22 protein-coding genes and 1 pseudogene are annotated in these 26734 nt (G+C 54.4%); 11 read left to right on the top strand and 12 right to left on the bottom strand.

Features of this window, described 5'->3' with window-relative positions; translation table 11 throughout:
- Positions 1 to 43: 43 nt before the first annotated feature.
- The 4 genes from HV127_RS22160 to HV127_RS22145 all read right to left on the bottom strand — a co-directional run bounded on the left by HV127_RS22160 (position 44) and on the right by HV127_RS22145 (position 5153).
- Positions 44 to 1756 carry an ABC-F family ATP-binding cassette domain-containing protein gene (locus HV127_RS22160; protein WP_182238814.1) on the bottom strand — a complete coding sequence of 571 codons (1713 nt, stop codon included), beginning with the start codon at positions 1754 to 1756 and terminating at the stop codon, positions 44 to 46.
- A gap of 340 nt (positions 1757 to 2096) precedes the next feature.
- Entirely contained in the window at positions 2097 to 3794 is a 1698-nt protein-coding gene (locus HV127_RS22155) for an NAD-dependent malic enzyme (RefSeq protein ID WP_182238812.1), read from the bottom strand.
- Between the two features lie 184 nt (positions 3795 to 3978).
- Positions 3979 to 4119 carry a stationary-phase-induced ribosome-associated protein gene (gene sra / locus HV127_RS22150; protein WP_182238810.1) on the bottom strand — a complete coding sequence of 47 codons (141 nt, stop codon included), beginning with the start codon at positions 4117 to 4119 and terminating at the stop codon, positions 3979 to 3981.
- 182 nt (positions 4120 to 4301) lie between these two features.
- Positions 4302 to 5153 (bottom strand): Vmh family MBL fold metallo-hydrolase, encoded by an 852-nt coding sequence (locus HV127_RS22145; RefSeq protein WP_182238808.1) that lies wholly within the window; start codon positions 5151 to 5153, stop codon positions 4302 to 4304.
- Between the two features lie 114 nt (positions 5154 to 5267).
- On the opposite strand from HV127_RS22145, the gene HV127_RS22140 reads away from it, so the two are divergent.
- The 8 genes and pseudogenes from HV127_RS22140 (at position 5268) to HV127_RS22105 (ending at position 13694) form a co-directional block, all read left to right on the top strand.
- The gene (locus HV127_RS22140; protein ID WP_182240772.1) at positions 5268 to 6164 is read left to right on the top strand and encodes a LysR family transcriptional regulator; all 897 of its coding nucleotides are present in this window, start codon (positions 5268 to 5270) and stop codon (positions 6162 to 6164) included.
- A 4-nt stretch (positions 6165 to 6168) separates the two neighbouring features.
- Positions 6169 to 6657, top strand: a complete 489-nt coding sequence (locus HV127_RS22135) for a GNAT family N-acetyltransferase (RefSeq protein ID WP_182238806.1) — start codon at positions 6169 to 6171, stop codon at positions 6655 to 6657.
- A gap of 72 nt (positions 6658 to 6729) precedes the next feature.
- Positions 6730 to 7161, top strand: a complete 432-nt coding sequence (locus tag HV127_RS22130) for an OsmC family protein (protein WP_182238804.1) — start codon at positions 6730 to 6732, stop codon at positions 7159 to 7161.
- A gap of 114 nt (positions 7162 to 7275) precedes the next feature.
- Positions 7276 to 8145, top strand: coding sequence for an oxygenase MpaB family protein (locus HV127_RS22125; RefSeq protein WP_182238802.1), 870 nt, complete (start codon positions 7276 to 7278; stop codon positions 8143 to 8145).
- 197 nt (positions 8146 to 8342) lie between these two features.
- Positions 8343 to 9275 (top strand): cation diffusion facilitator family transporter, encoded by a 933-nt coding sequence (locus HV127_RS22120; RefSeq protein ID WP_182238800.1) that lies wholly within the window; start codon positions 8343 to 8345, stop codon positions 9273 to 9275.
- 40 nt (positions 9276 to 9315) lie between these two features.
- Positions 9316 to 10296 carry an IS5-like element IS5 family transposase gene (locus HV127_RS22115; RefSeq protein WP_042934497.1) on the top strand — a complete coding sequence of 327 codons (981 nt, stop codon included), beginning with the start codon at positions 9316 to 9318 and terminating at the stop codon, positions 10294 to 10296.
- Between the two features lie 148 nt (positions 10297 to 10444).
- Positions 10445 to 11191, top strand: a pseudogene (locus HV127_RS22110) (bestrophin family ion channel); the annotation flags it as partial.
- A 202-nt stretch (positions 11192 to 11393) separates the two neighbouring features.
- A complete protein-coding gene (locus HV127_RS22105) occupies positions 11394 to 13694 on the top strand; it encodes an FdhF/YdeP family oxidoreductase (protein ID WP_182238798.1) in 2301 nt (766 codons plus the stop codon).
- 43 nt (positions 13695 to 13737) lie between these two features.
- On the opposite strand, the gene HV127_RS22100 is transcribed toward HV127_RS22105, so the two are convergent.
- Together HV127_RS22100 and HV127_RS22095 are read right to left on the bottom strand one after the other, a co-directional pair.
- Positions 13738 to 14355 carry a LysE family translocator gene (locus tag HV127_RS22100; protein WP_182238796.1) on the bottom strand — a complete coding sequence of 206 codons (618 nt, stop codon included), beginning with the start codon at positions 14353 to 14355 and terminating at the stop codon, positions 13738 to 13740.
- 85 nt (positions 14356 to 14440) lie between these two features.
- On the bottom strand, positions 14441 to 15241 hold the full coding sequence (locus HV127_RS22095; RefSeq protein ID WP_182238794.1) for an AraC family transcriptional regulator: 801 nt from the start codon (positions 15239 to 15241) through the stop codon (positions 14441 to 14443).
- 163 nt (positions 15242 to 15404) lie between these two features.
- On the opposite strand from HV127_RS22095, the gene HV127_RS22090 reads away from it, so the two are divergent.
- Complete coding sequence (locus tag HV127_RS22090) at positions 15405 to 16298, top strand: LysR family transcriptional regulator (protein ID WP_182238792.1); 894 nt, start codon at positions 15405 to 15407, stop codon at positions 16296 to 16298.
- Here HV127_RS22090 and HV127_RS22085 read toward each other — a convergent pair.
- From HV127_RS22085 to HV127_RS22075, 3 genes are all read right to left on the bottom strand, one after another.
- On the bottom strand, positions 16295 to 16903 hold the full coding sequence (locus HV127_RS22085) for a class I SAM-dependent methyltransferase (RefSeq protein WP_182238790.1): 609 nt from the start codon (positions 16901 to 16903) through the stop codon (positions 16295 to 16297). The genes HV127_RS22090 and HV127_RS22085 overlap by 4 nt on opposite strands.
- Positions 16904 to 17006: 103 nt before the next feature.
- The gene (locus tag HV127_RS22080) at positions 17007 to 18416 is read right to left on the bottom strand and encodes an MFS transporter (RefSeq protein WP_182238788.1); all 1410 of its coding nucleotides are present in this window, start codon (positions 18414 to 18416) and stop codon (positions 17007 to 17009) included.
- A gap of 387 nt (positions 18417 to 18803) precedes the next feature.
- Positions 18804 to 19058, bottom strand: a complete 255-nt coding sequence (locus tag HV127_RS22075) for a hypothetical protein (protein WP_182238786.1) — start codon at positions 19056 to 19058, stop codon at positions 18804 to 18806.
- A 161-nt stretch (positions 19059 to 19219) separates the two neighbouring features.
- Here HV127_RS22075 and mgtA point away from each other — a divergent pair, with 161 nt between their 5' ends.
- A complete protein-coding gene (gene mgtA / locus HV127_RS22070) occupies positions 19220 to 21952 on the top strand; it encodes a magnesium-translocating P-type ATPase (protein ID WP_182238784.1) in 2733 nt (910 codons plus the stop codon).
- 18 nt (positions 21953 to 21970) lie between these two features.
- Positions 21971 to 22063 (top strand): protein MgtR, encoded by a 93-nt coding sequence (gene mgtR / locus HV127_RS22065; protein ID WP_182238782.1) that lies wholly within the window; start codon positions 21971 to 21973, stop codon positions 22061 to 22063.
- A gap of 326 nt (positions 22064 to 22389) precedes the next feature.
- Here the strand turns inward: mgtR and HV127_RS22060 are convergent, their stop codons facing one another.
- From HV127_RS22060 to HV127_RS22050, 3 genes are all read right to left on the bottom strand, one after another.
- On the bottom strand, positions 22390 to 23400 hold the full coding sequence (locus tag HV127_RS22060) for an ABC transporter substrate-binding protein (RefSeq protein WP_182238780.1): 1011 nt from the start codon (positions 23398 to 23400) through the stop codon (positions 22390 to 22392).
- 8 nt (positions 23401 to 23408) lie between these two features.
- On the bottom strand, positions 23409 to 25538 hold the full coding sequence (locus HV127_RS22055; protein WP_182238778.1) for a TonB-dependent siderophore receptor: 2130 nt from the start codon (positions 25536 to 25538) through the stop codon (positions 23409 to 23411).
- A gap of 266 nt (positions 25539 to 25804) precedes the next feature.
- Positions 25805 to 26677 (bottom strand): arginase family protein, encoded by an 873-nt coding sequence (locus tag HV127_RS22050; protein ID WP_182238776.1) that lies wholly within the window; start codon positions 26675 to 26677, stop codon positions 25805 to 25807.
- Between the last annotated feature and the right edge of the window lie 57 nt (positions 26678 to 26734).

The following is a 26734-nucleotide window of genomic DNA, read 5'->3' as shown; positions in this document are numbered from 1 at the left end:
AAATAATCCCCCGGCGCAGTTATTTCACGCCGGGGGAAAACCATTAACTTAACAGTGTGTTGATGGTAGCAATCTCCTCACGCCATTGCGCTTGCAACTGCGGTTTTTGATGTTTTGGCCTACGGGTCAGATCGTCAGCCAACAGTTGCTCCAGCATGACTAGCCGTTCCAGCAGCGTATCGTTATCCTCTTCAGGTTCGATGGTGAGTGCTGTCGCGGTCTGCGCCATCGGGCGACGAACGGCGGCGCGCAGATTTTCATAGACTTCATCGGCGCTGTTCCATTCGCTGAGCCCGTGTTCATCAATAAGCCAGAAACGGTTGCAACTGTTGTCGATTAACTGCCGGTCATGACTGACTAACAGCAGACCGCCGGGATAATCGCGCAGCGTTTCTGCCAGCGCCGCTTTGCCATCAATATCTAAATGGTTAGTTGGTTCATCCAGCAACAACAGGCTATAGCAGGCCAGCGACAGGCCAACAAACAGCAGTCGTGAACGTTCGCCACCGCTTAGGGTGCTTACCCTTTGCCCGTGACGCACCCAGTTGAATCCGGCGGAAATCAGCGCTCGCTTGCGCATTTCCGGTGCCGGTTCAAAAGCCTCCAGTGCCTCAAGAAGAGTGACGTCATCGGCAAGCTGATGCAGGGTCTGGTCGTAATAACCCGGCTTCAGTCGCGGATGCAGACGTAAACCGTTCTCCGTTGTGTTCTGTTGCATATGCCGCCACAGCAGACGCAGCAGTGAGGATTTACCGCAGCCGTTGCGCCCCATAATCGCCACCCGGTCGCCGCTTTTCAGGCGAGCCAGGCCCGCAGTGAACAGCGCGGGTAGCCCCGGCGCTGGCGGAACAGGGAGCTGTTCTATCTCCAGCAGTCGGTCTGCCCGCAGCGCGTCGCCGTGCAGTGCCAGCCGCCATGGCGTTCCGGCAGTGAGGTCGGTTTGGCTCTCCTTCAGGCGCAGAACCTGTTTCTCCATCTGCTTGGCTTTGCGCGAGAGATCTTCGTTATCGTACGTCCTGCCCCAAATAGCTAATCGTTTGGCACTGGCGGCGACGCGGTCGATCTCTTTTTGCTCCGCTTTATGACGCAGCGCGTCGCTGGCGTCCTGCTCTTCCAGCGCCTGACGGGCGGCGCTACAGGGCAGGGAGAAGGCGTGCAAGGTGTTGTCACGCAAGATCCAACTGATATTAGTTACAGCATCCAATAATGGGTTGTCATGCGACACCAGAACGAAACTCCCCTGCCAGGTTTGCAAGAAGCTTTCCAGCCACAGGAGGGTCGGCAGGTCGAGATGGTTTCCCGGTTCATCCAGCAGCAGCAGATCCGGTTGCTGAATCAGCGCCCTGGCGAGCAGTAGTCGGGTATGCTGACCACCGCTCAGGGTTGACGCCTGCTGTTGAGTTTCCGCTAGCGTAAAGCCCATCTCCGCCAGCAGTCGTTCCGCCTGCCAGCGCTGACTTTCGCGATCGACAGCCGTGAGTTTTGCCAGCACAACGTCGAGCAGGGGCTGCGCTAACAGCGTATCCGGGAGATGTTGTTCTACGCGCGCCATCAGGCAATGATTAGCCAGCGCCACATTACCTGAAGTGGGGGACAGCGTGCCATCGAGCACCTGTAACAGGGTACTTTTACCGCAGCCGTTATAGCCAATCAGGCCAATGCGGTCGCCTTTTTTCAGGGTAAAGGAGAGGTTGGTGAACAGCGGGCCAAACGCCGTATCAACATGAAGAGATTGTGCAGTTAGTAATGTGCTCATTGTGAACTTACTCAAGAGTTACAGGCATAGAAATGCCTCGTCAAACATCGCTGACGATAACCCGGTAAGCCCGAGGGAAGGGATTTAGTCTTTGGTTTCTTCGCTCAAGCTGAAGTTATCGCAGCACGATACCGATAACGCTTGAGCTGGTGCGATCGCCAAATGTATGTGAAAAACTAAACATTTCACAGTACGGCATGGGATCCTCCTTTTCTATTCAGTTAGTTGATGGGTGACGGCAGTGTAGAGGGATAACGCGGTTTTGGCTAGCAGTGAACGAATCAGGGCCTGATTTTTAGGCCCCGGTTCGTTCCTACGTTTTTATCAGCAGCGTTTTCGCTTAAATCGAAGTCCGGCGATAATTCCGGTATTCCGGCTGCCAGAAGTTATCGGCAATCGCCTGCAACAGCGCTTCCGCCGACGTTTTCACCGCCACGCCTTGCTCCTGGGCGATTTTGCCCACCGCAAAAGCAATCGCACGCGAAACGGTTTGAATATCCTTCAGCTCCGGCAGAACCGGACCCTCACCGTTATTCACCAGCGGTGAGTGTTTCGCGAGAGTCTCACTGGCGGCCATCAGCATCTCGTCGGTGACGCGGGATGCGCCGGAAGCAATAACGCCAAGCCCGATTCCTGGGAAAATATAGGAGTTATTGCACTGGGCGATAACGTACTGCTTGCCCTTGAGCGTCACCGGTGCGAACGGGCTGCCGGTGGCGACCAGCGCTTCGCCGTCGGTCCAGCTAAGGATATTCTGCGGCGTTGCTTCCACGCGAGAAGTTGGGTTCGACAGCGGCATCACGATCGGCCGCGAGCAGTGCTTATGCATCTCGCGGATTATCTCTTCAGTGAACAGCCCCGGCTGGCCGGAAACGCCGATCAAAATATCTGGCTTAACGTTGCGTACCACGTCAAGCAGCGACAGCACATCGTTAGTGGTATCCCACCCTTGCAGAGACTCGCGCTTTTGCACCAGTTTGCTCTGGAACGGCAGCAGGTTCGGCATGGCGTCGGTCAGCAGACCAAAACGGTCAACCATAAATACGCGTTTGCGGGCCTCTTCTTCGCTTAAACCTTCACGTTGAATCTGCGCTACGATCTGCTCGGCGATACCGCAGCCTGCGGAACCGGCACCAAGGAAAACAATTTTCTGCTCGCTCAACTGGCTGCCCGCGCCGCGGCTGGCGGCAATTAGCGTGCCGACGGTCACTGAAGCGGTACCCTGAATATCGTCGTTAAACGAGCAAACTTCATTGCGGTAACGGTTAAGCAGCGGCATGGCGTTTTTCTGCGCGAAGTCTTCGAACTGCAGCAGCACATCCGGCCAGCGGGCTTTAATCGCCTGAATAACGTCATCGACGAACTGGTAATACTCGTCGTCGGTGATACGCGGGTGACGCCAGCCCATATACAGCGGATCATCAAGCAATTGCTGATTGTTGGTACCGACATCCAGCACTATCGGCAGGGTGTAGGCCGGGCTGATGCCGCCGCAGGTGGTGTAGAGCGAGAGCTTACCGATAGGAATACCCATCCCGCCAATACCCTGGTCGCCGAGACCGAGAATACGCTCGCCATCGGTCACGACGATCACTTTGACGTTATGGTTAGGCACGTTTTGCAGGATGTCATCGAGGTTATTACGGTTCTGATAAGAGATAAAAACGCCACGGGCGCGACGATAGATCTCAGAGAAACGTTCGCAGGCAGCACCTACCGTCGGAGTGTAAATAACCGGCATCATCTCGTCGAGGTGGTTGCCAACCAGGCGGTAGAACAGCGTTTCGTTGGTATCCTGGATGTTGCGCAGATAAATATGCTTGTCGATCTCGGTCTTAAATCCCTGATACTGGATCCACGCGCGTTCGGCTTGTTCTTCGATGGTTTCGACCACTTCTGGCAGCAGTCCCAGCAGGTTAAAACTGCTGCGCTCTTCCATACTGAAGGCGCTACCTTTGTTGAGTAACGGAAACTCAAGGAGAACGGGGCCTGCGTAAGGGATGTAAAGAGAACGGTTTTTTTTATGAGTGAATTGCATCGCACTAACTCCTTGGTGATCGCTTCAGCCCAGGCGCGGCGACAGGCGAGGGGCTGGCAGGGAATTGCAGCGCGCAGAGTATAGAGCAGATGGCATCAAAGAAGGGTAAACATGCAGTCGATAGTCTTAAAAAAACACCATCCTGCATGCAGGACGGTGTTTCTATCATCACTCAGCTGAAAAATTAGCCACCGCGGCGTTTGCGACCGGTAGCATGGATGCGGTTTAGCGTGGTTTCCGCATCGCCTTCCAGCAGCACTTTTTTCTGCTGGGAAAGCTTGTAGTTCAGACCGAGAAGATGACGTGCCTGATGGTTCGATTTCATTCTTACTCCTTTATCCGGTTCTGGTTTCAAGGACAAGCCCGATGTAAATCGGACGAAATTTAACCCTAAGTACGCCGCCCATTTTTGGTGCGGCGATAATCAGCGTGGTTCATATTGTCAGGTTTAGCAATGTTGCCGTGACAGATTAAGAACAGTCTCTTTTGGATTGCAGATAGCCAGAACTACCACTTCATCTCGCCGGTATTTACTTTGGCGCTCAGCTCCAGCGAGCTCTCTTCTGCGAGCCCCAGCCAGCGCTGCTTCATCGCCTTAATCACGCCCGCGGAATCTTTATGATCCTTTAACGACTGCTCAAACTGCGTCAGGTAATCGCGGGTGAAGACAATCGCGCGGTCGCCTGCTGGCGGCGTGCCAAGATAGTGGCCTGGAATCACCTGCTGCGGATGCAGTGAAGCCATTTCGTTGAGCGTATTAACCCACTGCTGGCGGCTTTCGACGCTTTGTGTGTCCGCCGTCCAGACGTGCATTCCCCATGCCACGCCGGTTCCGCCGAGAATCGCCTTATTCGCCGGGATCCACACGAAAGCGGCGTAGTTCTGCGGCTGGCGGATTTCGACTTTTTCACCATCGATGGTGAACGTGTTGGCTTCGATGACCTGTGGCACATAAACCTGCTTCGGCGCACCGTCTTTCATCTGCGGGCCCCAGTACGCCAGTTTGGCTTCTTTGGTAGCATTAATATGTTTGACCACTTCAGCGGTCGCGACCACTTTGGCTTGCGGGAACGCTTTGACCAGCGGCTCCAGGCCAAAATAGAAATCCGGATCGCCGGAGGTGATCACGATACGAGTCAGTTTCTTACCGCTTTTTTGAACCATCTCGACCAGCTTCTCACCATCCTTCACGCTGAACTGGGCATCGAACAATACCGCTTCATGCGGACCGGTGGCGAGGGTGGAGTTGACGGCAAAAATGCCGTTTTCCTGCGGGTTGTAGGTTTGCAGCGTCAAAGGCGCAGCCAGTACGGTGGTGCTGAACAGGGTGGTTGCGATGGCAAGGACAGATGATTTCATGCGCGTTTTCTCTTTATCAGGTGAATGAACGCTATTTTACGCATTTCATGATTTGCGAATATTCCTGAAAAAAGAGATGCTGAGTTTCATAAATCGTGCAGATGGAATCGAATGATGGATCGGGTGATCGCCGCTCAGGTGTATATACGTATTTGTGAACTGGGGAGTTTGAGCGCCGCCGCGCGAGCGTTGGGGATGTCGCGCCCGATGATCAGCCGCTATCTCGAGCAGATGGAGCAGTGGGCCGGAACCCGGCTGGTACACCGTTCAACCCGTAAGCTGACGCTAACCTCCGCCGGGGAAAAGGTACTGCAAAAAACGCGCACGCTCACGCAGCTGTCGGATGAAATCGCTGGACAAACCGAGCGCGCGGTCCCCAGCGGTACGCTGCGCGTAGCCTGCGCGCACTTCACCGCTATGCAGCTCATTTCTCCGCTGTTGCCCGATTTTCTTGCCCGTTATCCGCAGCTTCGCCTTGAGCTGGATATCAATAATCATCCGGTGAGCCTGATTGGTGAACGGATTGACGTTGCGATCCGCATCACCGATAACCCGGAGCCGGGAGCTATCGCTCGTCGTCTTGGTGTTTGCCGTTCGGTGTTGTGCGCTTCTCCACGTTGGCTACAGCAGAATGGACCACTGCACACGCCGGATGATTTATCTCGCCACAATTGCCTGCATTACAGCCATTTCGCCAGTCAGACCTGGCAGTTTACTGATCCACAAGGCGATAGCGTGGCGGTGGCGGTTTCCGGTAATCTCAGCGCCGGGATCTCCTCTCTCCTGCTGGAGGCGGCGGTGGCCGGTTGTGGCATCGCGATGCTTCCGGAGCTGGAGGCGCAGCGGGCGCTTAACGGCGGGGCGCTAAAGCAGGTTTTACCGTCTTATCAGCCAAAAGCGCTAAGCGTGTATGGGATTTATCTCTCACGCGATTATCAGCCCAGCGCGCTGCCGCTGTTTCTGGAAGAGGTTCAGCAACGACTGGCGCAACCCACGGATCTAAAGGAGTGAATGGATGATTTTGTTTCGACCCATGTACGAGGATGAGTACCCGGCTTACCTCGATTATTTTATCCCCGATTACGCGGCGGAAATTGCCGCAAACTACGGGCTTTCGCCGTCGGCGGCTTTAGCTCAGGCACAACGGGAAATCGCCGAAGATTTACCCGATGGCGTTAACACCTGCGGCCAGGTTCTACTCTGTTTACTCAATCATGTTGAGGGCGCGGAAACACGAATTGGCTATCTCTGGTATAAGCCGGAAGCGAAAACGCGCTCCGCGTTTATCTGCGATTTCTATATTTCCCCCGTTTTTCAAGGGCAGGGATTGGGCAAGCAGGCGATGACCGCTTTTGAACGTGAACTTGCAAGCAAAGGGTTTATGCAAATTAAACTGCGCGTCGCCGGGGATAATCAACGCGCTCGCCATGTCTACGAAGCCACCGGATTTCGCGTTACCGGCGTTAATATGAGCAAAAATATCCCGTTGGATTCGTCTGATTAAACGACAGTGCGCTGCCTGAAAGAGAAATGGCTTCTATACTTTATTTCTTTAATGTCAAAAAGGAGCGATATCATGGCAATCCATAAGAAAGGTCAGGCGCATTGGGAAGGGGATCTGAAAAGCGGTAAAGGAACCGTCTCCACCGAGAGCGGCGCGCTGAACCAGCAACCTTATGGCTTTAACACCCGCTTCGAAGGCGTGAAGGGGACCAACCCGGAAGAGTTGATCGGCGCGGCCCATGCGGCCTGTTTTTCGATGGCGCTGTCGTTGATGCTCAGCGAAGAGAGCTATATCGCAACCTCAATTGATACCGTGGCTGTGGTGACGCTGGATAAATCCGGCGGCGGTTTTGCGATTACCAAAATCGCGCTGCAGAGCAAAATTGTGCTGCCAGGCATCGAGGCCGATGTGTTTGACGGCATTATTCAAAAAGCGAAAGCCGGTTGCCCGGTCTCGCAGGTGCTTAATGCTGAGATAAGCCTCGACTACCAGCTTAATCCATAATTCCCCGCTGCCCGCATCAGGCGGGCACTCCCTCCTTTAACGCCACGGCTGGCAAATGTCACTTGCGTAGATTAATGCTATCTTTTCCGCTTACGGAAAGGAGCAAGTCACGCAATGGCCAGTATACGCACAATGATTGAAGCTCAGGTTTTGGGCTTAACCGGCATGGCGCTTAAAGAGATCGATTTTGAACATCCTAAAGGCGAGCCGGGGCTGTTTGGCCCGCAGTCGGCCATCTGGCAGGTTCATGGGGATTTCACGTCCATGCTGTGCGGCGGGGTCAGCGCGCTGTTATTACAGATGCTACATCCTCTGGCGCTGGCAGGAGTCTGGGATCACTCGAACTTCCGCGAAGATATTTTTGGTCGCCTGCGCCGCACCAGCCAGTTTATTTCCGCCACTACCTTTGGTACCACCGTCGACGCCGAGCGGCTGATCGCCAAAGTGCAGGAAATTCATCTGCGCGTGAGCGGTCAGGATAAAGACGGTACGCCGTATCAGGCCAGCGATCCCGCACTGCTCACCTGGGTTCACGTTGCCGAATGCAGCAGCTTTATGGCTTCCCATTTGCGTTACAAACGGACCGTGATCAGCGCTGCCCGGCAGGAACAGTATTATCAGGAAGCCGCCGAAATCGCCCGCCGTCTGGGGGCTCGCGACATCCCGGTCACGCCGCGGCAGGTTACCGACTATTTGCAGGATATGCGACCAGTGCTGCGCTGCGACGAACGCACGCAGGAAGTGGCTAACGTGCTGTTATCAACGCGGTTGCCGGGCCGCCTGAGTCAGCCGGTCGGGCGGATGATGATGCGCGCTGGTATCGACCTGCTGCCATCCTGGGCGCAGGAGAAGCTTAATTTGCCGATGAGCGCAATGCAGCGACATAGTGCGCGAATGACCGTACACGGTGTGGCTCGCGTCCTGCGCGCTTCGGTACGCAATGGCGCTTATCATTGCGCGATGCGACGGATGAATGAATATTAATTATTCGGGAATGCGAAGCGTTGCATAAATATAGCTAAGGCTATTATTGTTGAGGCTATTTTTTATAAAAAGAAATTATTCGCATTTAAATATTGACGATATTATAAAAATTTAAACATTGGCTTAACGGCAGCATGTTGTTCAGGAAAAATTAAACAAAATCGTGTACGTTGTCTCTCTTTCAATAGAGGTGTTCAATGACGATGAAAACTCAGGCTGATGATAAATATCATCAGCGTTCCACGGTCGCACGTAAAAGTACGCTAATCAGCGTGGTGGTAAATCTTTTTTTATCCAGCTTTCAAGTGCTGGCAGGGATATTTTCCGGCTCACAGGGCTTGATAGCCGATGGGATTCACTCCTTTTCCGATCTGATCGCTGATTTTGTGGTTCTGCTCGCTAATAAAAAAAGCCGCAAGCCTTCGGATAGCGATCACCATTATGGCCACTGGCGTTATGAGAACGGTGCTTCAATGGTGATTGGCGCACTGTTGTTGATCGTTGGGTTGGGTATGCTGTGGTCTGCTTGCAACAAACTGCTGCACCCCGAATCCATTCAGGATGTTCATATCATCGCTCTGTGGGTCGCTCTTGCCGCGCTGGTCGCCAAAGAAGTTTTATTTCGCTATATGCTGGCGGTGGCGAAGCGAATTCAGTCTTCGATGCTGATTGCCAATGCCTGGCACGCCCGTTCCGACGCTGCATCGTCGGTGGTGGTGGCGGTTGGTATTATCGGTAACCTTGCCGGGTTTGTATGGCTTGACCCGGTTGCCGCGCTGGTTGTCGGCGTGCTGGTCACCCGCATGGGGTACTCGTTTGCCATTGATGCACTGCATGACTTAATGGATCGCGCTGTGGATAGCGATACCGAACAGCAGATACAAACGACTATTCTGGCGACGCCCGGCGTCATCGCACTGCATGACCTGAAAACCCGCCGCGCCGGGGATTTAATCCTGGTTGATGTACACGTTGAGGTGGCGGGGAATTTGTCAGTTGTTGAAGGGCATGATATTGCGCTGTCGGCCCGCGCGCGGGTATTAAAAAATCATAACGTCCTTAATATGATGGTTCATATCGACCCCTGCCAGTCGGCAACTAAGGAAGGTGCGAACAAGTCCCTGATATGAGATCATGTTTGTCATCTGGAGCCATGGAACAGGGTTCATCATGAGTCATCAACTTACCTTCGCCGACAGTGAATTCAGCAGTAAGCGCCGTCAGACCAGAAAAGAGATTTTCTTGTCCCGTATGGAGCAGATTCTGCCATGGCAAAACATGGTGGAAGTCATCGAGCCGTTTTACCCCAAGGCTGGTAATGGCCGGCGACCTTATCCGCTGGAAACCATGCTACGCATTCACTGCATGCAGCATTGGTACAACCTGAGCGATGGCGCGATGGAAGATGCTCTGTACGAAATCGCCTCCATGCGTCGGTTTGCCCGGTTATCCCTGGATAGCGCCTTGCCTGACCGCACCACCATCATGAATTTCCGCCACCTGCTGGAGCAGCATCAACTGGCCCGCCAATTGTTCAAGACCATCAATCGCTGGCTGGCCGAAGCAGGCGTCATGATGACTCAAGGCACCTTGGTCGATGCCACCATCATTGAGGCACCCAGCTCGACCAAGAACAAAGAGCAGCAACGCGATCCGGAGATGCATCAGACCAAGAAAGGCAATCAGTGGCACTTTGGCATGAAGGCCCACATTGGTGTCGATGCCAAGAGTGGCCTGACCCACAGCCTAGTCACCACCGCGGCCAACGAGCATGACCTCAATCAGCTGGGTAATCTGCTGCATGGAGAGGAGCAATTTGTCTCAGCCGATGCCGGCTACCAAGGGGCGCCACAGCGCGAGGAGCTGGCCGAGGTGGATGTGGACTGGCTGATCGCCGAGCGCCCCGGCAAGGTAAGAACCTTGAAACAGCATCCACGCAAGAACAAAACGGCCATCAACATCGAATACATGAAAGCCAGCATCCGGGCCAAGGTGGAGCACCCATTTCGCATCATCAAGCGACAGTTCGGCTTCGTGAAAGCCAGATACAAGGGGTTGCTGAAAAACGATAACCAACTGGCGATGTTATTCACGCTGGCCAACCTGTTTCGGGCGGACCAAATGATACGTCAGTGGGAGAGATCTCACTAAAAACTGGGGATAACGCCTTAAATGGCGAAGAAACGGTCTAAATAGGCTGATTCAAGGCATTTACGGGAGAAAAAATCGGCTCAAACATGAAGAAATGAAATGACTGAGTCAGCCGAGAAGAATTTCCCCGCTTATTCGCACCTTCCTTAGCTTGCTAGGGATCGCCATTGCCATTTTCCTCGGTTTTCGTAATAGCGCAGGATATAACCGCTTTGTTGAAGCTCGCAATCTGTGGGGAACGGTGCTGATTGCCCAGAGAACGCTGGTGCGTCAGCTAAAAAATATTCTTCCGATGGAGAGTGAATCTCACCAACGTCTGGTTAGCTACCTGATTGCTTTTAGCTGGAGTCTTAAGCATCAGTTGCGTAAAACGGACCCGGGCGCGGATTTAGCGCGGTTACTGCCGCCGCAGACGGTTGCCGAGATTCTTGCCAGCTCGATGCCGACCAATCGCATCCTGCTGCTGGCGGGCGATGAACTGGGGCGTCTTCGGGCAGAAGGGAAGATGAGCGATATCAGCCACAGCCTGATGGACAATAAGCTCGATGAGCTCGGTCATGCCCTTGGCGGCTGCGAGCGCCTGGCGAGTACCCCGGTGCCTTTTGCCTACACCTTGATTTTACAACGCACGGTGTATCTATTCTGTGCGCTGCTGCCGTTCGCGCTGGTTGGCGACCTGCATTACATGACGCCATTTGTCTCGGTGTTTATCTCCTATACCTTCCTGTCCTGGGATTCGCTGGCGGAGGAGCTGGAAGACCCGTTTGGCACCGCTGCTAACGACTTGCCGCTCAATGCGATGTGCAACACCATTGAACGCAACCTGCTGGATATGACCGATCAGCACCCTCTGCCGGATAAGCTTGAGCCCGATCGTTATTACAATTTAACCTGATCTGACAAATGAAACTGTATGTTTATTAATCGTTAAATAAGTTAAATCTAACGCGTGATAGATAACATTGATTATACAGTTACCGCCCTGATTGTTATGCTTTCGTTAACAAAACGCCTGTCATACTTGCTGGTAGCGGGCGATAAGAAATAATGCGGCGCTTCACCTGCAATCCGCCGCCGAAAGCGTATCAGGAGTCAACATGAGTAATAAAAGACGTGTCGTCCCAGGCGTCCATCCCTATGATGGCCCGGCGGGCGGTTGGGGAGCATTAAAAGCCACCGCCATCGCCGTTCGCACGCAAATGGATGCGCTTGATGCCCCCGCAACGCTACTGCGCACCAACCAGCCGGATGGTTTTGATTGCCCCGGCTGCGCCTGGCCGGACAAAGAGCATAAATCGACGTTTCAATTCTGCGAAAACGGTGCGAAAGCGGTTACCTGGGAAGCCACCAGCAAACGCGTCACCGCGGAGTTTTTGGCGGCCAACACCGTCACTTCGCTGCTGGCGAAGAGCGATTTCGAACTGGAAGGCTACGGGCGCTTAACCCAGCCTTTGGTTTACGATAAGGGCAGCGATACGCTACGTCCGCTCGCCTGGGAAGAGGCGTTTGCCCGCATCGGCGAAATCCTCAGCGCGATGCAACCCAACGAAGTGGAATTTTACACCTCCGGGCGCGCCTCCAATGAAGTCGCTTACTTATTCCAACTGTTTGCCCGCGAATTTGGCACCAATAACTTCCCGGACTGCTCCAATATGTGCCACGAATCGACCAGCGTCGGCCTGCCGCAGTCTATTGGCATCGGTAAAGGCACGGTTTCGCTGGATGATTTTGAGAAAACTGAACTGGTTATCTCCATCGGTCATAACCCCGGCACCAACCATCCGCGCATGATGGGCACGCTGCACGAACTGGCGCGCCGTGGTGTCCCGATCATTGTTTTCAACCCGCTAAAAGAGCGGGCGCTCGAACGCTTCGCCGATCCGCAGAACGTTATAGAGATGGCGACCTACAGCTCGACCAACATCGCCTCCACTTATTTCCAGGTTAAAGCGGGCGGCGATGCGGCGGCGTTAAAGGGCATTGCGAAGGCGCTGCTGCGGATGGAAGAAGAGCAGGGCGAAGTACTGGATCGGGAGTTTATCGCCGAACATACCCTGGGCTTCACTGACTTTGCGCAGGATCTGCACGCCACAAGCTGGCCGGATATTGAACGCGAGTCGGGCCTGACGCGCGACAGTCTTGAACGCGTGGCGCTGGCTTATGCCAAATCGAACGCCACCATTATTACCTATGGGATGGGCATCACCCAGCATAACAAGGGCACTTCGAACGTACGCCTGATTGCCGATCTGCTGTTGATGCGTGGCAATATTGGCAAGCCAGGGGCCGGGATCTGCCCGCTGCGCGGCCACTCCAACGTGCAGGGCAACCGCACCGTGGGCATTACCGAAAAACCGAGCGCCCAGTTCCTTGCCAACCTGCAACGGGTGTTCGGATTCACGCCGCCGCAGGAGCATGGTCACGATGCGGTAAAAGCGCTACAGGCGATGATCGACGGTGAAGCAAAAGCACTGCTGTGCCTTGGCGGTAACTTCGCGGTGGCGATGCCGGATCATGAGCGCGCTTTCCCGGCGGTGCGAAGCCTGGATCTAAGCGTGCATATTGGCACCAAGCTTAACCGCTCGCATCTGTTGGTGGCGAAAGAGACCTTTATTCTGCCGTGTCTGGGGCGTACCGAGCTGGATATCCAGCAGACGGGGCGTCAGTCGATTACCGTGGAAGATTCGATGTCGATGGTTCATGCCTCGTCGGGCAAGCTAAAACCGGGTTCACCGCAGCTGCGCTCTGAACCGGCGATTGTTGCTGCGATGGCCATGGCGACCCTACCGGAGAGTAAAATTGACTGGCTGGGGCTGGTCGCCGATTACGACAAGATCCGCGACCTGATCGAGCAGACGATCCCGGGTTTCGATGATTACAACCAGCGTATTCGCCATCCCGGCGGCTTTCGAATGCCGCTGCCGCCAACAGAACGTATCTGGCCGACGCCGACCGGCAAAGCGATGTTCTCGGTTTTCCACGGCGTGCACGAAAACCAGCAAGTTGATGGTGACGACGTGATGCGTCTGGTTACGCTGCGTAGCCACGATCAGTACAACACCACGATTTACGCCATGGACGACCGTTACCGCGGCGTCTTTGGCCGTCGCGATGTGCTGTTTATGAATGAGCAGGATATGGCGGAGCAGGGGTTCGAGCACGGCGACCGGGTGGATATTCGCTCCGCGCTGCCGGGTAATCACCAGCGGCTGGAAGATATCACGCTGGTCGCTTACAGCATCGCGCCGGGCACCGTCGCGGCTTACTATCCCGAAGCTAACGTCCTGGTGCCACTGGATTATCTCGATAAAGAGAGCGGCACGCCCTCTTATAAATCGGCGCCTATTCGCTTGACGCTACGCTCGAAAGAGATCCGTACGCTGGAAGGGATTCGTTAGGTCAATATTCACCCACGGCGTATTTACCGCCGTGGGTGCTCCGCTACTTTTGCGCCAGAATAAGCTTAATACCCAGCCCGACAAACCCGGCGGCAAAGCTCACTCTGAGTCCCTGTAAGACCCTGGGGCGTGTTAGCACATATCCGCGCATCGCCGCTGAAAATGCGCCATAGAGCATGAAAATCAGCAGCGTCATCAGCATAAATATTCCGCTTAATATCAGCATCTCCTTGATCGGGGAAGCTGAGTCGCTGTGGATAAATTGTGGCAAAAAGGCGAGAAAAAAGAGCGGCAGTTTGGGGTTAAGCAGATTGATCAGGATAGCGTGGGTAATCACCTGGAGTAGATTGCGTCTCTCGCTATTTTCCACGCTCAGGCTACCGCGCTGGGTGAGGGTGGCCCACGCCAGATACAGCAGCCAGGCGACGCCCGCATATTTCACCAGTTCGAATGCGCCGGGCGTACTGTGGAGGATCGCCGCCAGCCCGGTTATCGCCGCAAGCATATGCGGAATAATGCCCAGCGTGCAGCCGAAGGCCGCGGCAAAGCTCATGCGCCTTCCCTTCGATAAACCGGTGGCGATGGTGTAAAGCGTCCCGGTGCCGGGGGCGATAACCACAATAAGTGAAGTCAGAAGAAACTCAGGGCTGATTAACGACATAACGTAGTTCCTGGCGTAAAGAATCGAAGGCCTGAGTATTTATGAAAGCGTCGCGTCGGTATTGAACAAAATTGCACGCCGCCAGCTAACGGAGCGCCTGATAGCGTCCTGGCGTCATGGCGAACTGTTTTTGAAAGGCACGGGTGAGATGGCTTTGATCGGCAAAACCGGCCATCAGCGCGGTGTCAGCGGGTGAATGGCCAGCCGCTAACAGACGGCGTGCCAATCGCACGCGGGACTGTATCAGGTAGGCGTGCGGCGTGATGCCGGTTTCGCGTGCGAAGCCGCGGATCAGTTGAAAGCGGCTGATACCGCTCAGGGCGGCGAGAACGTCGAGAGAGATTTTCTCTTCAGGGGCATCATCAATATATTGTCTGGCCAGCGCAACAGCCGGAGAGTCGCATTTATCAGGCGACCTGGTGCAGAGATGAAAACGAGTGACCCGCATCAGGCATTGCAGCAGCGCCTCTTCCACTGCAATATCGTCGGTCACAAGGGCGGTAATCTCGCTAAAAAGCCGTTGCATAAGCCCGCGCAGCTGCGGGTCCTCAACGACCGGGCGCAGGAGAATATCTTCGGCCTTCCTCTCTCCCTGAAATTCGCCAGCAACCCGTTCAGGGTTGAGATAAACCATCTGCCAGCTGCGGGGACCATCCAGCGGAATGCCATCGTGCATTTCTCCCGGGTTGACCATAATTATATTTCCGGCGGCGGCCTCGATTTTGCCAAGATGGCTCCACGAGTGCTGCGCGCCATGAGTGAAAATGCCGATACCAAATTGATCGTGCGAATGGCGCGGAAAGCTCTGTTCCGTGACTAACGACATGGCTTCCAGCCCCGGCAGAGTTAGCCGGTGCTGCTGAACGTGATGAAGGCGAGTTTTCAACGGTTTCTCCTGCCAGTGCATGGCATGAGTGTAGCCCTGTGAACGTGGGACCAGCAACAGCCGAACGGCGCTTGAATTTCGTCAACGCTGCACATAACATTTAACTAACATTTTCTGCTGTGTTTACAGCACAATGAGAAAGCGCAAACACACTGGGTAACTGATGGATATCAAACAGCTTAAATATCTGATTGCGCTCGACCGGACGCGTCATTTCGGCCAGGCCGCGGCGGCCTGTTATATCACTCAGCCCACGCTTTCTATGCGTATTCGCAATCTTGAAGAAGAACTTAATTTGACGCTGATCCAGCGTGGGCAGCGGTTTGAGGGATTTACCCCGGAAGGGGAACGCATTCTGGCGTGGGCACGAGCGCTGCTGGCAGCGCACGACGGGCTGGAAGCGGAGGCGGCGATTTGTCGCGGGCAGATGGTAGGTCAGTTAAGAGTCGGAATGGTGCCGTTAGCCAGCCTGAATCCGATGCAACTGATTAAACCGCTGGCGGATAAATACCCGGAGCTACAGTTCAGCCTGCTATCGATGACTTCGGAGCAGATCATCGACGGCGTTAGCCGCAACCAGTTGGATCTTGGGATCTGCTATCTGCACCACGTCGATAGCCAATTGTTTAATGTGGTCTGGTTGCCAAATACCCGCATGGGTTTGCTGCATGATAAGCGTCACTATCAGTTTGAGGATACGACTCCTGAATGGGAGACGCTGGCCGCGCTGCCGCTGGGGTTTCTGACGAAGGGCATGTACTACCGCGAATCGATAGAAATGAGCTTTAAGGCCAAGGGGCTGGCGCCGAAGTACGTCTTCGAAAGCGACTCTACTTTTCAGATTATCCAGGCGGTGCAGGCCGGGATCTGCTGCGCGATCATGCCGCTCAATAACGGTCTTGAAGCGTTGAGCGATAATCTGGACATCAGACCCATCGCGGAGACTGAAATCGACTCGATGTTGGCGCTGATTATGCGCAACAAAGAACCGGTATCGTCGCTGGCGGAAAAATGTTTTGCCGATGCGCAAAGGATTTTTGGCGAGTCGGTAAGCTAGCCGCGCTTAGCCGCCAGCCAGACCGTGCGGCCACCGCACTGCGGGTCCTCCACGCTATGTTTCACCACCTTGAAAGCATATTGTTGTAGCAATGCCTGATACTCCTCCGATGCCAGGCTCGAGTGGTAAAGCGGCTCGCCAGCAAACAGGCCGATCGCCTCGCCGTTGCTGGTACCGGTATTAAACATCAACGCCGCGCCGTCATCAGCATGGGCGGCGAAGAGGCTAAACATCCTGCGCTGATCGGTCCGCGGAAGATGGAAAAAACTGTCCCACGCCAGCACGCCATCAAATTTTTCTGCCAGCGCCAGTTCGCGCATATCTCCGGTTAGCCAGCGGCCGGCGGGGAATTTCTGCTGACACAGGGCAATCATTGACGGCGAAGCATCAACACCCGTCACGCGAAAACCCCGGCTGAGCAGATATTCGGCAATCGGCGAGGCATTGCCACAGCCAATATCCAGGATCGCTCCTCCAGGCTTGATGATGCTGAGAAATCTGTCCAGCCACGGCTTTTCAAACAGGCTGGTAGAGCGCAGGGTCTGAAACGTGGCCCACTGCTTTTCATACAGCGCGACGATGTTTTTTGCTGAAGGATGATCCATTTTTCCTACCTGATTAGCGACTACTCGCTCTTAGCCTGCCATCTGCGACTGGATAAATTCAAGCCTGACGTGTGTTCTGTCAGGCATAGAGTGGCGCTCGCTATCAGATATCTTCCAGACTAATTCCCCGGGTTTTTGGACCAAAAATTCCCACTGACAGCATCACCATCAGCATACTGGCGACAATAAAGCTGATGACGCCTGGCGTACCGGCATATTGCAAAATAATGCCGATCAGAATACTGGTGATCGCCGTCGACAGGCGGCTGAAGGAGTAGCAGAAACCTACCGCCCGTGCGCGAATACGTGTCGGGAACACTTCAGCCTGATAGGCGTGGTAGCTGATGGTCAGCCAGGCGTTGGACCAGGTGATCATAAATCCGCAAATCACCAGCAGCGCCGGGCTGTTTTGTAGCGCAAACAGGGTGCCGAACACCACGGTCATCAGCGCCGAGAGAACTATCTGCCATTTGTTTTCGAAGCGATGTACGAAGCGGGTGCAGAAAAGGCAGCCAATCGGGTAGGCCAGCGTAATAAAGAACGCATACAGCAGGCTATGGGTGATGCTTGCCCCCTGGCCGGAAAGCAGCGCGGGCAGCCAGTTACCAAAACCAAAGAAGCCGATTGCCTGGAAGAAGTTCATCACCATCAGCATGATGGTGCGTTTGCGGTACTGCGGAGCCCAGATCTCTTTGAAAGCCCCCATTTTGCGCTGAGACGGTTGTTTTTCGACATGGTGGCGGGGGGAAGGAGAAACGCCGCAGCGCTGTTCCATTTCGCACATCACCTCGTGCGCCTCTTCATGACGGCCTTTTTCATCCAGCCAGCGCGCTGACTCCGGCAGCTTTTTGCGAATAACCCAAATTACCAGGGAGCAAAGAGCACCGAAGATAATCACCCAGCGCCAGCCGGTGAGGCCGAAAAGGGTGAGCGGCACCAGCATCCATGACATCAGCGCTACCGCAGGCACCGATAAAAACTGGATAAAGAAAGCGAAAGCGAAGGCTTTGTTGCGCAGATGCGTCGGTACCCATTCGCTTAAATAGGTGTCGATGGTTACCAGCTCAATACCTAGGCCGATCCCGACCAGAAAGCGGCAGAAAATTACCCCTTCGGCGCTGTTCTGCAAAGCCATAATCAATGAAAAAATGCCGTACCAGGCGAGCGCAAACATAAAGGTGTGGCGTCGCCCCAGTTTATCCGCCAGCGGTGCAAGCAGGCTGGCACCGATAAACAGCCCCAGAAAGGTGGATGAGGCGAAAGCCGCCTGGTCGGAGATACCAAAGATGCCGTTCTCGCCAGTATGGAAAATATCCTCTGCCAACAGTCCGGTACTGATATACCCGGTCTGAAAAAGATCGTACAGCTCGAAGAAGCCGCCCAGCGCCAGCAGAGTGATAAAAGACCACAGGCCGATGGAGGCGGGCAGCGCATCGATGCGAGCGGTTAAGCTGGCGTGGGGTTGTCCTGGGGAGGCGAACGTGGCGTCGCCCAGAACCTGGGTGGTAGACATATTATTATTTTCCTCAGATAAAATGTTTGCCTGCTAATGTTAATTGATTGTTAATAGTTTTAAATTTTTAATCGCTTCTCTTAACGACGCTGTGCAGCGGAAAATGTTGATGAAATGTGAAAGTGTTCGTGAATACGCTGGTTTTAAGCGACACAGGCGGCAGGATTTGAAGCAAACCACCGGGGGAAGCGGAATGGGGGCCTGAGTTCTTTTTCTGTAACGTCAAATGATCAAATAATTTTAGCTATTAGATAATTCTAAACAAACCATCACCAGAGCGACATTTTAACTTTACTCAAATAATTGAGTGACTATAATGAGCACAAATTCAATCAGGAGAAATATGTTGGACAGTCACCCTTACTTAAACATCAAGGCAAGCTGACGCTATTTCTTCTGCGCTGCTTGCCACCCGGCGGGCAGCAATCCTCCTGTTATTGACGATTGCATCCCATATAAAGTAAACGCAGCGCTGCTGCGAGGATAATCGTTATGTTCATGTTTAAAAACACGCTGTTTCCTCCACCACATCTTCGACGCTAATCGCCTGTCAGGGCGAGGTTTTGTCGCGTCATCGTTAAAATTGGCAGTTTTTTTCTTCCCGTAAAATGGAAGGATGCTTGCTGCTTTTTTATATTTCACTAACGCTTTCTTAATTCAATTACCCTGCGAATGGTCGCATAAGGAGGGAATGATGGATATTCCCATAGGCCTAAAGTAATACGCGCTTAATAGCAAAAGAAATACATTATGCATAGATATTTTATGCAGGGACAAACACGTTTTAAATTTGGGGAACAATCATGACTGACATGAAAATAGAAAACCGGAAAGTAAACCGGTCTGCGTCAGAAAATGATAAGCAGCATAAAAAGAGCTTCGCAATTGAGACTGAGGCGTTTAACAGCCCGGACCATACGCTGGCGCGGCTAAACAGCAGCCGTCAGGGGCTGACAACGGAAGATGCCTTTGAGCGGCTTGAGGATTATGGCCGCAATGAGGTTGCGCATGAACAGGCACCTCCGGCGCTGATCCAGCTTCTGCAGGCATTCAATAACCCGTTTATCTATGTCCTGATGGCGCTGGCCGCCGTCAGCTTCGTGACCGATTACTGGCTACCGCTGCGTAACGGCGAAGAGACCGATCTGACCGGAATTATCATTATTGTGACGATGGTCAGCCTGAGCGGGTTATTGCGTTTCTGGCAGGAGTTTCGCACCAACAAGGCGGCGCAGGCGCTGAAATCGATGGTTCGCACTACCGCCACGGTGCTGCGTCGCGGCCCGGGCAATATCGGCCCGGTTCAGGAAGAGATTCCTATTGAAGAACTGGTGCCGGGCGATGTGATTTTCCTCGCTGCGGGCGACCTGGTTCCGGCGGACGTTCGTCTGCTGGAGTCGCGGGACCTGTTTGTCAGCCAGTCGATTCTCAGCGGCGAGTCGCTACCGGTTGAGAAATATGACGTGATGGCCAGCGTCTCCGGCAAGGACAGCGATCGGCTACCTTCGCCGAACAAGGATAAAAGCCTGCTTGAACTGGGCAACATCTGCCTGATGGGTACCAACGTCACCAGCGGCAGGGCGCAGGCGGTCGTTGTGGCGACCGGAAACCGTACCTGGTTTGGTTCACTGGCGAAATCCATTGTTGGAACCCGTACCCAGACGGCGTTCGATCGCGGAGTGAACAGCGTCAGTTGGCTGCTGATCCGCTTTATGCTGGTGATGGTGCCTATTGTGTTGCTGATCAACGGATTCAGCAAAGGCGACTGGGTCGAGGCGTCATTATTCGCCCTGGCGGTCGCGGTGGGCCTGACGCCGGAAATGCTGCCGATGATCGTCAGTTCAAACTTAGCGAAAGGCGCTATCGCCATGTCGCGGCGCAAAGTGATCGTCAAGCGTCTGAACGCCATTCAGAACTTTGGCGCGATGGACGTATTGTGCACCGATAAAACCGGCACCCTGACTCAGGACAATATCATTCTTGAGCATCATCTCGATGTGAGCGGCGCCGAGAGCGACCGGGTGCTGACCCTGGCGTGGCTGAACAGCAGCAGCCAGAGCGGCGCGCGTAATCTGATGGACAGAGCGGTGCTGCGTTTTGGCGAAGGGCGGATTTCCCCCTCGACGAAAGAACGCTTTGTGAAGCTCGATGAACTGCCGTTCGACTTTGTGCGTCGCCGTGTGTCGGTCTCGGTAGAAGATGTGCGTCATGGCGACAAAAGCCTGATCTGCAAGGGCGCAGTTGAAGAGATGCTGATGGTGGCGACGCATCTGCGCGAAGGCGATAAGGTGGTCGAGCTGGATGAAACCCGTCGCGATCTGCTGTTAGCCAAAACTGAGGACTACAACGCTCAGGGTTTCCGCGTCCTGCTGTTGGCGACCCGCAAGCTGGATGATGCCGCTCTGACAACTCCGCTCAGTACTGCCGATGAGCAGGGATTGACGGTCGAAGGAATGTTGACCTTCCTCGACCCGCCGAAAGAGAGCGCGGGAAAAGCGATTACCGCGCTGCGTGATAACGGCGTAGCGGTGAAAGTGTTAACCGGTGATAACCCGGTGGTGACAGCGCGTATTTGCCTTGAAGTAGGAATTGATGCGCACGACATTTTGACCGGGGCGCAGATCGAAGCGATGACGGATAACGAACTGGAGCGCGAAGTAGAAAAGCGCGCGGTGTTCGCCAAACTGACGCCGCTACAGAAATCACGCATTCTGAAAACATTGCAGAAAAACGGCCATACCGTTGGCTTCCTCGGTGATGGTATTAACGATGCACCGGCGCTGCGTGACGCTGATGTGGGGATCTCCGTCGATAGTGCGGCGGATATCGCCAAAGAGGCTTCCGATATCATCCTGCTGGAAAAAGATTTGATGGTGCTGGAAGAGGGCGTCATCAAGGGGCGTGAGACCTTCGGCAATATTATTAAGTACCTGAACATGACCGCCAGCTCTAACTTCGGCAACGTCTTTTCGGTGCTGGTCGCGAGCGCGTTTATCCCGTTCCTGCCGATGCTGGCGATCCATCTGTTGATCCAGAATCTAATGTACGATCTGTCCCAGCTGTCGCTGCCGTGGGACAAGATGGACAAAGAGTTTCTGCGCAAACCGCGTAAGTGGGATGCGAAAAACATCGGTCGCTTTATGCTGTGGATTGGCCCGACGTCGTCCATCTTCGATATCTCCACTTTTGCGCTGATGTGGTACGTGTTTGCGGCGAATAATGTCGAAGCGCAGGCGCTGTTCCAGTCCGGCTGGTTTATCGAAGGGCTGCTGTCGCAGACGCTGGTTGTGCATATGCTGAGAACGCAGAAGATCCCGTTTATCCAGAGCCGCGCCACGCTGCCGGTTCTGCTGACCACCGTGCTGATTATGGCGCTGGGTATCTATATCCCGTTCTCGCCGCTGGGGGCGATGGTGGGATTAGAGCCGCTGCCGCTGAGCTACTTCCCGTGGCTGGTTGCCACGCTGCTGAGCTACTGCCTGGTGGCGCAAGGGATGAAGCGCTTCTATATCAAACGGTTCGGTCAGTGGTTCTGATGAAAAGGAGGTGTCGAGATGAATCGTTCTCCAGACAACCTCATCGCGCTGATGTTTTTCCTGGTGGGTTTACTGGTACTGCTGTTGGCCCTCCGGCAAATCATAGAGTGAGGAAAAGATAATGCGAAAAACTCCGCTGGATAACGTGTTTATTCGGGTGGTGATGATTGCGGTCATCATTATTTTGCTGACTATCTGGATAAGATAAAAGGAACCCCGGGCCTGGGGTTGAGACTGATGACAAACCAGTTTTAAAGATTGTGCTCGCGTTTCTGCCGGGCGGCGGCTGACGCCTTGCCCGGCCTACAAAACCCACAATATCAACAAATTGTGCATTTTTCGTAGGCCCGGTAAGGCGCTAGCCGCCACCGGGCAATTCCAGAAAGGTGCACTTTGTCAGCAATCTGAACCCCGGGCCTGTGGCCTGGGGTTTTGACTTACTGTTGCGGCGGTAGCGCCTGTAAAATCCGCCCAGCCTCTTTCTCATTAAGCGGATAATCAAAAAAGCGCTGATAGAAATCACGGGTGACGCTCACCATATCAACATTGGCGAAGCGCTGAGGATGAAACAGCTTTGCTGCCCACTGAATTTGCAATGCGCTTTCGGTGCCATAACGATCCCACGGGAAAACGCCTGACGGATTCTGCACCACCTTACCGTTTTTCACCGCCTTCAGGCTGGCAAAAAGCCCAGCCCAGGCCGATGTCTGCCAGTCGCCGCTGCCGGGGCCGAGGATAATAATATCCGGCTGCCAGGCCAGCACTTTTTCCGGCGAAACCTCCTGCATGTTGCCATTAATCTCCTCTGCGACGTTTTGACCTCCCGCCAGGCGGATCCAGGTGTCAATCAGCGTATGGCTGCCGTCAACTTTCAGCGGCTTCAGCGATTGAATATGCAGTACTCGTGGGCGTTCATTATCACTGAGTGACGCTGTTTTTTGCCCGACGCTATCAATAACTGATTGAAGATATTGATTATATTCGCTAGCCCGCGCCAGAGCCTGTTGACTCCCAATCACCTGCGCGGTGGTGGTTAACGAGTGCTGTAGCGAAGGATAGTCGGTAAAACGCATCTCCATAACCGGCAGGCCCGCCTGGCGAAATGCGGCGGCGTCACCGTTATCTTTCGCGACAAATACCACCTGGGCTCCCTGGGCGAGCAGTGCCTCGCTGGTGAAGTGCGGCCCGCGAGCGATCAGTGCCTGATGCAGCTTCGGCGCAATATGGAACATCCACGGGCGCGCGTCAGGGCGGTTGACGGTAGCGACAATTTTGTCGCCCACTCCCAGCGTCATCAGCAGCGAATGGTGGGCGTACCAGCCTTCGGCAATCCTGTCCACGCTGTCGGGAAGGGTAACGTTGTGTCCGGCATCGTCGGTCACCTGACGGGAAGCCAGCGCCGGGAAGGCCAGAAAAGCGCAGAGTAAACCAGCAGCTAATTTTTTCATTGGGCTCCTTAGAAGTCGAACTGCACTGAGACCGTCGCTTCACGCGGCGCGCCTAATTGCGCGCTGGCGTATCCGGCGCCGGTATAGCCGGTTAACGCGCCGGGAACGATGTTGGTCCAGTAGTGACGATTGGTGATATTAGTGACTGCTAACCTAAAGGTGGTGTCGGTATTGAACAACCGGGTGCGATAGTTGCTGCCAAGATCGACAGTGGTATAGCTGCCGACCCAACTGTCGTTGGCGTTATCGGTCGCGCGGCGGCCAACATAATGAATGTTGCCATTCACGTCGAGGCCTGGCAGCTGCTGGATGCTGTAAACCGCCAGCATGTTGGCGGTGAAGCGCGGCAAACCAACGACCTGTTTATCATCCGCGTTGGCGCTTGAGGTGTCATGCAGGCGTGGGTCAAGCCAGGTCGCGCCGCCAAACAGGCGCAGATTACGGGTGACGTGACCATCGGCCATCAGCTCGATCCCGCGGTTTTTCTGCGTACCGTCCTGAGCGAAATCGCCGTTGCTGTTGGTATAAGCAAACGGACGTTCAGCCTGAAATAGCGCGGTGCTTAGCAGCAAATCCTGTGTCGGCGCATATTTGGCACCGATTTCAATCTGGTGGCTGCGGTAGGGGTCGAGCACTTCACCGGCATTATTAGCACCGGTTGGCGCGCTATCGCCTTGCTGCATGCTGTTGGCCCAGGTGGTATAGAGGGTGACGTTATCAATCGGTTTATACATCAGGCTGGCGGAACCGCTGACGCCGTTATCATCGCTTTTGCTGCTGCGCTGGCTGCTTTTGTTGTAGTTGCTGACGGTAAACAGGTTTTCGCTGCCGGAAAGCAGCAGGCTCCACTGCGGGTTAAAGGTCAGCGTATCGCTCAGCAGAAACACGTGCTGGGTGGTAGTGGCTGAATGATAGCGGTCAGTGAAATCAGGATAATTTGGGCGCTCAAACGTCGGATTATCGTTTAGCGAGGAACTGCCCAGCGTCTGGGTGCCGCCGCTGCGCGGATTATAGTTTTTCCACACAAAACCGCGCATGCCGAACGCCAGATCGTGCTGTAGCCATCCGGTCTCCACGCTGCCGGTGAGGTTCGCCAGATAGCTGTTGATCGTAAAACGGCTGGCGGCAGAGTTGGCAGTCGTAGTGGTGTAGTTGCCTTTATTATCGGTGAGCGTATTGGTGACGGCGGTGGATTCGCGATCGGCAATCTGACGCAGCACGCCAACATCCAGCAGCCAGTTGCCGTCAAAGTCATGTTTGATATGCAGGCTACCGGTGGTGGTGGTGTCATCATTCCCGGCGTAATACTGGCCATATTTGTCTTTCGTTGGGTCCAATGCCGACGGGAAATGGGTGCCTTTGGCGAGAGCAAAGCTGCCGGGCATCCCTTTTTGATAGAAGTGATAGTAGCTGAAGTTGCTCTCAAGCACGGTTTTATCGGTCAGCTGAAAATCCAGCGCCAGCCCGGCATACTGATTGCGCTGGCGGCTGCCGTGGGTATAGCCGCTACCATCCTGATCCATCAGGTTGAGACGATATTTAACCCGGTCACCAGCATCCAGTGGTCCGCTCAGATCCAGCGCTGCGTTGGCACCCGAACCGGTGCCGCCGCCGACGGTTACCCGACGCAGCGGAACATCGGTTGGCCGCTTTGATACCAGGTTAAACATCCCCGCTGGGTTAGCCGGCCCGTACAGCGCGCCCGCCATACCATTCAACACCTCGATACGCTGGAACTGCTCCGCCGGGTATTCGGTGGTTGAGACTACGTTAAGGCCATCAATCATACTGTTTTGTACTACGCTACCCTGCATGCCGCGGGTTTGCGGGCGCACGCCTTCGCCCTGTACGGAAGGCATATAGCGGTAAACGTCTTTAACGCTGCTGAGCTGCTGCTGGCGAATCAGAGAATCCGACATGGTTTGTACCGCCCACGGTGCATCGAGAAGCTTGCGTTTGCCGAGGTTACCCAGCGTCGCCTGCTTTTGTGCTGCAGGGGTATTGTCATCAAGAGATTCTGCGTTGGCCTGCGGCGCGGCGCTGACCACCATGGTCTCTTCGGCATGGGCGGTCATCGCCATAAACAATGAGGTGCAGGGAATAACCCCGGTCAATAAAGCGAGTTTCGTTAAGCGCATGAGTTTTAATTTCAGACTGGTGAAAGTGGAATGAGGCGAGAGCGACTCACGTCTCCGTCTGAAGGGTACGAATTATAATTGTATGATGATTAAGGGTAGAGATGATCGCTATGTATGTCAATATATAACGATTGGTGTCAATCATTAAGCGTTGCCAGATTCAGTTATCCAGAGTTCTTATTTAATTGATTATTCAATGAATTTCATGACGGCATCCCCATCAGGGAGTAGGCCGTGTTCCCCTGAAGATATCAGGGGAACGGCAATCATTTGAGAAGTGGTAATTCGGCAAGCATCTGCTTAAGGTTTATTGCGTCCCAGGGCAGATGTTCCGCGACGGTAAGCCCTACAGGAGCGGCCAGCGCGCAGGCCTGATTAACTAAGGTAACCACCTCGGGCATTGTCAGTTTACCCTCAGCCACATCACCAAAATCGTGTTCCCCGCGTCCCGGTCTGGCGAAGAGCCCCGAGCGGAATAGCTCGGGGTTAAGCACATCAAGGTCAAGATGGACAGCCAGATATTCAATACCTTCGCGGGTTATCCAGTCACTTACCGCCTGAGCGCCGTCTCTCACCGCTTGCGGATCGCAGGTCGCGATAGCGTGGTCGGCAATAAACTGTGCTTCATATTCCAGCGGGCTGTGAATACCGGCAATCATCGCTTTGCGCGGCGATAGAGGCGTTTTAACGTCGCGAGTCAGCTCGTTGTCTCCCACGCCCATCAGCGCGCCAAGGACGTGAGCATGAGAGTGCGGATATTGTGCCGGGGTCATCACGTCCGGGTGCGAGTCAATCCACAGGATGCCAAGCTTATCGCCATACTTCTCAGTGAGATAAGCGAACGGCGCCAGTGAGACCAGACAATCGCCACCCAGCGTCACAATGGTTTGTGGACGGTGCGCGGCGATTTTCTCCTGCGCATCACGCAACTGGGCAACAACCTGGCGACGTCCCACAATCCCGTTTTCATTCACCAGCGGTTTATCGGATGGCGGCGTGACGGCGACTTCAGCAACCGGCCCCTGCGATGCGGGAGCCAGCCAGGCAAGAAGCTGGGAACCAAAATAGTAGGGCGCGTTGTTCCCGCCTTGCCATTGCGGGAAGATCAGACGGAGATTATCGTGAGTTGAGTGAGTCATGAAGTCCTCAGGTCAGATGTGAACACAAAAATGAACGAACGTTCATTCACCATATCT

Origin of the sequence: Klebsiella sp. RHBSTW-00215, from assembly GCF_014103785.1 — a bacterium.
Taxonomy (GTDB): Bacteria; Pseudomonadota; Gammaproteobacteria; order Enterobacterales; family Enterobacteriaceae; genus Klebsiella.
The sequence above is the reverse complement of the archived record's forward strand: the minus strand, read 5'-3'. Positions and strand labels throughout refer to the sequence as shown.